This window comes from Streptomyces sp. NPDC021115, assembly GCF_044333065.1.
In the GTDB taxonomy this organism is placed as follows: Bacteria; Actinomycetota; Actinomycetes; order Streptomycetales; family Streptomycetaceae; genus Streptomyces.
Genome location: NZ_JBIRQF010000034.1, coordinates 48,239 through 58,660, shown reverse-complemented (window position 1 = coordinate 58,660; position 10,422 = coordinate 48,239). Strand labels below are relative to the sequence as shown.

Here is a 10,422-nt window from a genome sequence, read left to right as displayed (position 1 = left end):
CAGCCAGCGACTCGACAGTCGGGTAGTCGAACACCAACGTCGCCGGCAGCCGCAACCCCGTCGCCCCACTCAACCCATTACGCAGCTCCACCGCCGTCAACGAATCAAAACCCAGATCACGGAACGCCCTGCCGGGATCGATCGCCGCAGCGCCCTGATACCCGAGCACCACCGCCACCTGGCCCCGCACCAGGTCCAGCAACCTCTCCCGCTGCTCCACCTGGCCCAGCTCGCTCAGGCTCTCGCCGAGGTCACCCGCCACAGCCCGCCCGGCAGTACGACGACTCCGCACCAACCCACGCAGCAGAGGCGGCACCTCACCACCGGAACGGAAAACGGAAAGATCCAGCCGCACCGGCAACGCCACCGGCTCCCCAGCCCCCACAGCGGCATCGAACAGCGCCACCCCCTGCTCGGTGGACAACGGCGGGAAGCCCGAGCGATACATCCGCTCCCGATCGGCGGCGCTCAGCTCACCGAGCATGCCGTCGGCCTGCTCCCACGGCCCCCACACCAACGACATACCCGGCAACCCCTGGCCACGCCGATACTCCACCAACGCATCCAAGAACGCATTCCCCGCGGCGTAACTCCCCTGACCCGCACTACCAAACGTGCCCGCCGCCGAGGAGAACACCACGAACGCGGACAAGTCCATGCCCCGCGTCAACTCATGCAAATGCCATGCCGCATCCACCTTCGGACGCAACACCCCAGCCAACCGCTCCGGAGTCAGCGCGGGAATCACACCGTCATCGAGCACACCGGCCGCATGCACCACAGCCGAAATCTCCCGCCCGGACAGCACCTCCGCCAACGCATTCCGGTCGGCCACATCACACGCCACCACCTCAACCCGCGCGCCCAACCCCACCAACTCAGCCACAAGCTCCGCCGCACCCGGAGCATCGTTCCCCCGCCGGGACACCAGCAGCAGATCCCGCACGCCACGCTCGGCCACCAGATGCCGCGCCACCACCGCACCCAGACCGCCCGTACCACCCGTGACCAGCACCGCACCGGAGCCACCCCATACCCGCACCACAGAGTCGGACACACCCACCCGAGCCAACCGAGGCACCACCAACCGCCCCTCCCGCACCGCAACCTCGGGTTCCGCCACACTCAGCGCCTCCGCCAGCAACGCCCCCGAGCAATCCCCGCTCCCGAGATCCAGCAGACCAATCCGACCCGGATGCTCCGACTGCGCCGACCGCAGCAGGCCTCGCGCGGCCGCGACGGCTGGGTCGTCGATCGCACCTCGGAACACCACCACGAGCCGAGAATCGACGAACCGCTCCCCCTCCAGCCAGCGCTGTGTCAGATCCAGGGTCCGTGACACGGTGTCGTGGACCGTATCCACCATGCTCTCCGACCGGTCACCGGAGACAATCGCCAGCACCACTTCCGGCACCGCGCCCTCAGCAAGCGCGGCCAGATCCGGATACGCGCCTACGGTGATTCGTCCGCCCGCCAGTTCATCGGCCAGACCACCATCGGGGCCGACCACGGCCACCGGATCGGAAGGCGCACGACTCGGCGTGGCCGGGGCCCACTCGACCCGGAACAGCGAGTCCCGGTCGGGCACGGCCACCGCGTCCAGCTGCCCGGACGTGATCGAACGCACCAGCAGGCTGCCCACCGTGGCGACCGGCTGCCCGGCCACGTCGGCGATCGCGATGGCGATCTTGTCCGGCTCGGGGTGGGAGAGCCGGACCCGTACCGCCGTCGCTCCTGCGGCGTGCAGCGAGACCCCCTCCCATACGAACGGGAGCACGCCGTCTTCGATGGTCAAGGCCGTCGCGTGCAGCACCGCGTCCAGCAGGGCCGGGTGAAGGCCAAAGCCATTTGTCTCGACACCCTCGTTCAGGCCCGCCTCGCCCAGGCCCACCTCGGCGAACACGTCGTCGCCATGCCGCCAGGCCGCCCGCAGGCCCTGGAATACCGGGCCGTAGTCGAACCCGGACTCTGCCCGGGCCGTGTAGAAATTGTCGAGATCGATCGGCTCTGCGCCCGCCGGAGGCCACGCGGCGCCCTCAAGTCCGGGCGCCTCAAAACCAGCGGCCGCGTACTCGGCGGAGAGCGTGCCCGCAGCATGCTGCGTCCACGGCGCGGACGCACTTCCCGCCGCGCCTTCAGACCGGGCGTGGACGGTGACAGCGCGCCGGTCGTCGGCATCGGCGGCGCCCACGCGGACCTGGATCTGCACCGCGCCCCGCTCCGGCAGCACGAGCGGCGTGTCGAGGGTGAGTTCATCGATCCGGTCGCAGCCGAACTCGTCACCGGCCCGGATGGCCAACTCCACGAAAGCGGCTCCCGGCACCAGAATCCGGCCCATCACCGTATGGTCGGCCAGCCACGGATGCGAGGCCGCCGACAGGCGACCGGCGAACACTGCGCCATCCGAGTCCGCCAAGGGAACGGACGCACCCAGCAACGGGTGATGGGCCGAGGTCAGCCCCAGGCCCGTGGCGTCCCGGATCGCCGTCGGTGCTGAAGGCCAGTACCGACGGTGCTGGAACGCGTAGGTGGGCAGCTCGACCCGGCGCGCGCCCGTGCCCGCGAAGTACGCCCGCCAGTCGACGGGCACACCCCTCACGTACATCTGCGCCAATGCGCTGACGGCCGCGGTCTCCTCCGGCCAGTCCTTGCGCAGCGCCGGGATGGCGACGGTGTCGTCCGGAGCCGAGTCCCGGACCAGCGCGGAGAGCACCCCGTCCGGGCCGAGTTCCAGGAAGGTCCGTACCCCCTCGTCGGACAGGGTCCGGATCCCGTCGGCGAACCGTACGGTCTCACGGACGTGACGTACCCAGTACTCCGGCGAGCACAGCTCCGAAGCGTCTGCCAGCCGTCCGGTCAGGTTCGACACCACCGGCATCGTGGGCTCGTGGAAGGCGAGTTCCCCGACCACCGTACGGAACTCGTCCAGCATCGGGTCCATCAACGGCGAATGAAACGCGTGCGAGACCCGCAAACGGCTCGTCCTACGATCCTTGAAACACCCGGCGATCTCCAGCACCGCCGATTCCTCACCGGACAACACCACCGACGACGGCCCGTTCACCGCCGCGACCGACACCCGGTCCGACACCAGCGGCCGCACCTCGTCCTCGGTCGCCTCGACCGCCACCATCGCCCCGCCATCGGGCGGCAGCGCCTGCATCAGCCGACCCCGCGCCGACACCAGCCGACACGCGTCCTCCAACGACAGCACACCCGCCACATGCGCCGCCGCCACCTCACCAAGCGAATGCCCCGCCACGAAGTCCGGCCGCACACCAAACGACTCGACCAACCGGAACAGCGCCACCTCAACCGCGAACAGGGCGGGCTGGGCCCACCCGGTACCGTTCAAGGCCTCCGCATCAGCACCCCACATCACTCCCCGCACCAAATCGCCAAGGTGCGCCAACACCTCATCCAACGCCTCCGCGAACACCGGAAACCGGCCATACAACTCCCGACCCATCCCCAACCGCTGCGCACCCTGCCCCGAGAACACCACAGCCAACGGCCCGTCCCCGACAACACCACGCGCCACCTCATACACACCATCCACAACCGCACCCGCACCCGCCAGCAGCACCGCCCGGTGCTCAAACGCCGACCGGCCCGTCGCCAGCGAGAACCCGACATCCAACGGGCCACTACCATCTGTAGCCGACGTAAGCCGTTCCAACTGGGCGTCCAAAGCCACGGCCGTCCGCCCCGACACCACCCACGGCACGATGCCGGGCACCACCGACGGTTCCTCGACCCGCTGCTCCAGCGACGGCGCCTGCTCCAGAATCACGTGGGCGTTGGTGCCGCTGACGCCGAAAGACGAGACGCCCGCCCGGCGCGGATGTTCCGAATCCGGCCAGGCGGTGGTGTCCCGCACCAGCTCGACATCGCCCGCCGTCCAGTCGACGTGCGACGACGGAGCATCCACGTGCAGGGTGCGCGGCAGGACCCCGTGCCGCATCGCCATCACCGTCTTGATCACACCCGCGACACCCGCCGCAGCCTGCGTATGACCAATATTCGACTTCACCGACCCCAACAGCAACGGACGCTCGACATCCCGACCCTGGCCATACGTGGCCAGCAGCGCCTGTGCTTCGATCGGGTCGCCGAGCGTCGTCCCCGTCCCGTGCGCCTCCACCGCATCCACATCCACCGGGGAGATCCCGCCACTGGCCAGCGCCTGCCGGATCACCCGCTGCTGCGAAGGACCATTCGGCGCGGTCAACCCATTCGACGCACCATCCTGATTCACCGCACTACCCCGCACCACCGCCAGCACAGAGTGCCCGTTCCGCTCAGCATCGGACAACCGCTCCAACACCAGCATGCCGACACCCTCACCCCAGCCCACACCATCAGCCGAATCCGAGAACGCCTTGCACCGGCCATCAGGGGACAGCCCGCCCTGCCGCGAGAACTCCACAAACGTCGTCGGCGTCGACATCACCGTCACACCACCGGCCAACGCCAGCGAACACTCACCCGCACGCAACGCCTGCGCCGCCAGATGCATCGCCACCAACGACGACGAACACGCCGTATCCACCGTCACCGTCGGACCCTCCAGCCCGAGGGTGTACGAGACGCGGCCCGACGCCACGCTCGGGGCACTGCCGTTGCCCCGGAACGCCTCGAACTCGTCGCCGGTGAGCAGGGTCCGGTAGTCGTTGTACATGACCCCGGCGAACACGCCGGTCCGGCTGCCGCGCAGCGACACCGGATCGATGCCCGTGTGCTCGATCGCCTCCCACACCGTCTCCAGCAGCAGCCGCTGCTGCGCGTCGGTCGCCAGGGCCTCGCGCGGGCTCATCCCGAAGAAATCGGAGTCGAACTGCGCAGCCTCGTGCAGGAAGCCACCGGCACGGGTCGACGAGGTCCCGGGGCGCTCGGGGTCCGGGTGGTAGAGCCCGTCCGAATCCCAGCCCCGGTCCGTCGGGAATTCCGACACCGCGTCCACGCCCGCGGTCACCAGATCCCACAGCTGATCGGGCGACGCCACCCCGCCCGGGTAGCGGCATGCCATGCCCACGATCACCACCGGGTCGTCGGCGACCGGCACCGGCGCGCCCACCGGGGCATCTGCCACCGCCTCGACGGGCCCGGCGAAGAGCTCCTGGCTCAGGTGGTCGGCAAGTGCCTTCGGCGTCGGGTAGTCGAACACCAGGGTTGCCGGGAGTCGCAGTTCGGTCGCCGCGCTCAGCCCGTTGCGCAACTCGACGGCCGTAAGCGAGTCGAAGCCCAGATCGCGGAACGCCCGCACCGGATCGACCGTTGCCGGGCTTTCGTGGCCGAGCACCAGCGCGACCTGGCCGCGGACCAGCTCCAGCAGCGCCGCGTCACGGTCCGGACGGCTCAGTCCGGCCAGCCGGTCGGCCAGGCCGCCACCGTCACCATCACCGTCACCAACGTTCACGGTCGGGCTGGTAGCGCGGCGGATCGGGGTGCGTACCAGGCCCCGCAGCACCGGTTGGACCTCCCCGCGCGCACGCAGGGTGGGCAGGTCCAGTCGGATCGGGAGCACCGCGGACCGGCCGGTGGCCAGCGCGGCGTCGAACAGGGCCACGCCCTGTCCGGTGGTCAGGGGCGGGAAACCCGAGCGGCTCAGGCGGGCCTTGTCGATCTCGGTCAGACCGCTGGTCATCCCGCTGCCGTCGGCCTGGGCCCATGGGCCCCACGCCAGCGACACCCCGGGCAGCCCGAGGCTCCGGCGGTGCTCGGCCAGGGCGTCGAGGAAAGCGTTCGCGGCGGCGTAGTTGGCCTGCCCCGGCCCGCCCAGGGTACCGGCGGCGGAGGAGAACATCACGAAGGCCGACAGGTCCAGGCCCAGGTCACGCGTCAGTTCGTGCAGATGCCAGGCCGCGTCCACCTTCGGCCGCAGCACGGCGTCGACGCGTTCCTCGGTGAGGGCGCCGACCACGCCATCGTCGAGCACCCCGGCGGTGTGCACCACGGCGGATACGTCGTGCCGGGTCAGCAGCTCCGCGAGGGCGGGGCGGTCGGCGACGTCGCAGGCCACGGTACGTACCCGCGCGCCGAGCCCGGTCAGCTCGGCGGCGAGGGCCCCGGCGCCGGGAGCCTCGGCCCCACGTCGCGACGCGAGCAGCAGGTCCCGTACACCGTGTTCGGTCACGAGGTGACGGGCCAGCACCGCGCCCAGGCCGCCGGTACCACCGGTGATCAGGACCGTTCCGGCTTCGTCCCAGGCGGGGTCCTCGGTTCCGTGTGGCACCCGGGACAGCCGGGCGGCGAGGATCTGCCCGTCGCGGATGAGGATTTCCGGTTCCGGCACGGTCAGCGCGCGCGACAGCAGTGCCCCCGGCACCGCGTCGTCGCCCGGGGCCTGGTCCAGGTGGAGCAGGGTGACACGGTCGGGGTGTTCGGCCTGCGCGGACCGCAGCAGGCCCCACGCCGCTGCCGCAGCGAGGCCACCGGGGGCCCGGGACACCAGGACCAGCCGGGAACCGGCGAACCGCTCGTCCGCCAGCCAGTGCTGTACGAGCCTCAGCGCCCGCGCGACCGTGGCGTGGACAGCGTCTATCGTGTTCTGTCCGGGGACGGGCGCGAGCTCGGCCAGCACCACGTCCGGGACCGGGTGCTCCACGAGTGCGTCCAGGTCCGCGTGTACCTCGACCACCGCGTCGCCCTGCGGCAGAGCGTCGGTCAGACCGTGACCGGCAGGATTCGGCTGTGCGCCGGGCCCCAGGGGGTCATCCGGCCGGATGACAGCGACGGAGCCCGCCTGGACCGCGCCAGCCCCTGCCCGTACGGGCGTCCAGTCGAGGCCGAACAGCGAATTCGCGTCCACGGCCGTCGGGCCGTCGCCCAGCCGACCGTCCGGGACCGGGCGAGTGACGAAGGAGTCAACGGACGCGATCAGGCCACCGGCCGTGTCGGCGATGGCGATCGACACGGCGTCGTGCTCGATCCGCGACAGCCGGGCCCGCACCGTCGTCGCCCCGGACGCGTACAGCGACACGCCTTGCCAGGAGAAGGGGAGGCCGCCCTCGCTGATCGCGCCGAGATCGGCGAAGGACGAGGCGTGCTGCGCGGTGTCGAGAAGGGCGGGGTGGAGGCAGAACGCACCGGCATCCGCCAGGCCGCCCGTCTCGGCCTCCCGGGGGAGGGCGACCTCGGTGAACAGCTCGGTGCCCCGGCGCCAGGCCGCCCGCAGACCCTGGAACGCCGGGCCGTAGGTGAAGCCCAGGTCGGCGAGGTGCGCGTAGCAGTCGCCGAGCTCGATCGGCTCGGCGCCCGCAGGCGGCCACACCGTGGCGTCGAATACCGTTCCCGCCTCGGTCGTGCCGCCGCTCTGGCCGAGCAGGCCCGAGGCGTGCTCGGTCCACGGAGTGGCATCCGCCGCCGCTTCGGTCCGCGCGTGGACCGTGATGGCGCGGCGGCCGTCTCCGCGCTCGGCGCCCACTCGCACCTGGATCCGTACGGCACCCTGTTCGGGCAGCACCAGTGGCGCGGCCAGCGTGAGTTCATCGATCCGGTCGCAGCCGAACTCGTCGCCCGCGCGGATCGCCAACTCCAGGAAGGCCGTGCCCGGCACCAGGATGCGGCCGCGCACCACATGGTCGGCGAGCCAGGGATGGGACAGCACGGACAGGCGGCCGGTGAACACGGCGCCCGCGCCGTCAGCGAGTTCCACCGCCGCGCCCAGCAGCGGATGGTCCGCGGCGCCCAGCCCGAGCCCGGCGGCGTCCCGGACGCGCGCGGTGCCCGAGGGCCAGTACCGTCGGCGCTGGAACGCCGTGGTCGGCAGGTCCACGCGGCGCGCGCCCGTGCCCGCGAACAGTACGGACCAGTCGACCACCGTGGCGGTCACATGCAGCCGCGCCAGCCCCGTGACGAGGGCGAATTCCTCTCCGCGGTCCTTGCGCAGCGCCGGGATGGCGACGGCGTCGTCCGGAGCCGAGTCCCGGACCAGCGCCGAGAGCACCCCGTCCGGGCCGAGTTCCAGGAAGGTCCGTACCCCCTCGTCGGACAGGGTCCGGATCCCGTCGGCGAACCGTACGGTCTCACGGACGTGACGTACCCAGTACTCCGGCGAGCACAGCTCCGAAGCGTCTGCCAGCCGTCCGGTCAGGTTCGACACCACCGGCATCGTGGGCTCGTGGAAGGCGAGTTCCCCGACCACCGTACGGAACTCGTCCAGCATCGGGTCCATCAACGGCGAATGAAACGCGTGCGAGACCCGCAACCGGCTCGACTTCCGCCCCTGCTCCGCCAACCGCGCCGCAACCTCCGATACCGCATCCTCATCACCGGAGACGACCACCGACGACGGCCCGTTGACCGCCGCGATCGACACCCGACCGGACAGCAACGGCAGGACTTCATCCTCGGCGGCCTGCACCGCCACCATCGCACCACCGGCAGGCAGCGCCTGCATCAACCGAGCACGCGCGGACACCAAAGCACACGCGTCCTCCAACGGCAGCACACCCGCCACGTGTGCTGCCGCCACCTCACCGATCGAATGGCCAGCCACGAAGTCCGGACGCACCCCAAACGACTCGACCAGCCGGAACAACGCCACCTCGACCGCGAACAGGGCGGGCTGAGCCGACCCGGTGCTGTTCAGAGCCTCCGCGTCCTCGCCCCACATCACCCCCCGCACCGAGTCGTCCAGGTGCGCGAGTACGGCATCCAGCGCCTCCGCGAACACCGGGAACCGGCCATACAACTCCCGGCCCATCCCCAGCCGCTGCGCACCCTGCCCCGAGAACACCACAGCCAACGGCCCGTCGCCGACAACACCACGCGCCACCTCATACACACCATCCACACCGGCACCCGCACCCGCACCCGCACCCGCACCCGCACCCGCACCCGCCAGCAGCACCGCCCGGTGCTCAAACGCCGACCGGCCCGTCGCCAGCGAGAACCCCACATCCAACGGGGCACTGCCGTCCGCAGCGGACATGAGCCGGTCCAGCTGCTCTTCCAGAGCGACGGCCGTCCGTCCCGACACCACCCACGGCACGACGCCGGGCACCACCGACGGTTCCTCGACCCGCTCCTCCAGCGACGGCCCCTGCTCCAGAATCACGTGCGTGTTGGTGCCACTGATCCCGAACGACGACACTCCGGCTCGCCGGGGACGTCCCGTCTCCGGCCAGGCGGTGTGTTCCGCCAGCAACTGGACCGCACCGGCCGTCCAGTCCACGTTGGAGGAGGGCACCTCGGAGTGCAGGCTGCGCGGCAACTCCCCGTGCCGCAGGGCCATCACCGTCTTGACCAGGCCCGCCACCCCGGCGGCGCCCTGGGTGTGGCCGATGTTGGACTTCACCGACCCCAGCAGCAACGGGCGTTCGCGCTCCTGCCCGTACGTGGCCAGCAGGGCCTGCGCCTCGATGGGGTCGCCGAGCGTGGTGCCCGTGCCGTGCGCCTCCACCGCGTCCACCTGGTCCGCGGTGAGGTCGGCGCTGTCCAGGGCGGCCCGGATCACTCGCTGTTGCGCGGGGCCGTTCGGGGCGCTCAGGCCGTTGGAGGCGCCGTCCTGGTTGATCGCGGTGCCGCGCACCACGGCGAGCACGGGGTGTCCGTTGCGCCGGGCGTCCGACAGCCGCTCCAGGACCAGCACCCCCGCGCCCTCGCTCCAGCCGACTCCGTCGGCCGCGTCGGAGAAGGGCTTGCAGCGCCCGTCGGAGGCCAGCCCGCCCTGCGCGGTGAACGAGACGAAGATGCCGGGCGTGGACATCACCGTCGCACCACCGGCCAGCGCCAGAGTGCACTCGCCCGACCGCAGTGACTGCACCGCCCAGTGCAGCGCGACCAACGAGGACGAGCAGCCCGTGTCGACGGTGACGGCAGGGCCTTCGAGACCGAGTACGTACGACAGCCGCCCGGAGATGACGCCCGCCGCGTGGCCGGTGGTGGAGTAGATCTCCATGTCCTCGCGGGCTGCCGCGACCACCTTGCCGTAGTCCTGCCCGGTGGTTCCGGCGAACACCCCGGTCCGGCTGCCGCGCAGCCGCGTCGGCGCGATCCCGGCCCGTTCCAGCGCCTCCCAGGCCGTCTCCAGCAGCAGCCGCTGCTGCGGGTCCATCGCGACCGCCTCCCGCGGCGAGATGCCGAAGAAGGCGGGATCGAACTCCGTCGCGTGATCGAGGAAGCCGCCTTGGCGGGCGAGGCTGCGGCCGCGCCCGTCGCCGCCGAGCCTGGCCAGGTCCCAACCCCGGTCGGCCGGGAAGTCCGACATCACGTCCCGGCCCTCGACGACCAGTCGCCACAGATCTTCGGGCGAGGCCACGCCGCCCGGGAACCGGCAGCCGATGCCGACGATGGCGATCGGCTCGACCGCCGACTCGGTCAGCCGCTGGTTCTGCCGACGCAGCCGCTCGTTCTCCTTGAGGGAGGACCGGAGCGCTTCGATGTACTGGTTGGGAGTGTTCATGCACGCTCTCTCGG

At 71.2% G+C, this 10,422-nt stretch carries 1 protein-coding gene; it reads right to left on the bottom strand.

Going from position 1 to position 10,422, the window contains the following annotated elements; genetic code table 11:
* A partial coding sequence (locus tag ACH4TL_RS44830; RefSeq protein ID WP_398425500.1) for an SDR family NAD(P)-dependent oxidoreductase occupies positions 1 to 10,408 on the bottom strand: 10,408 nt, incomplete at its 3' end.
* Positions 10,409 to 10,422: the final 14 nt, after the last annotated feature.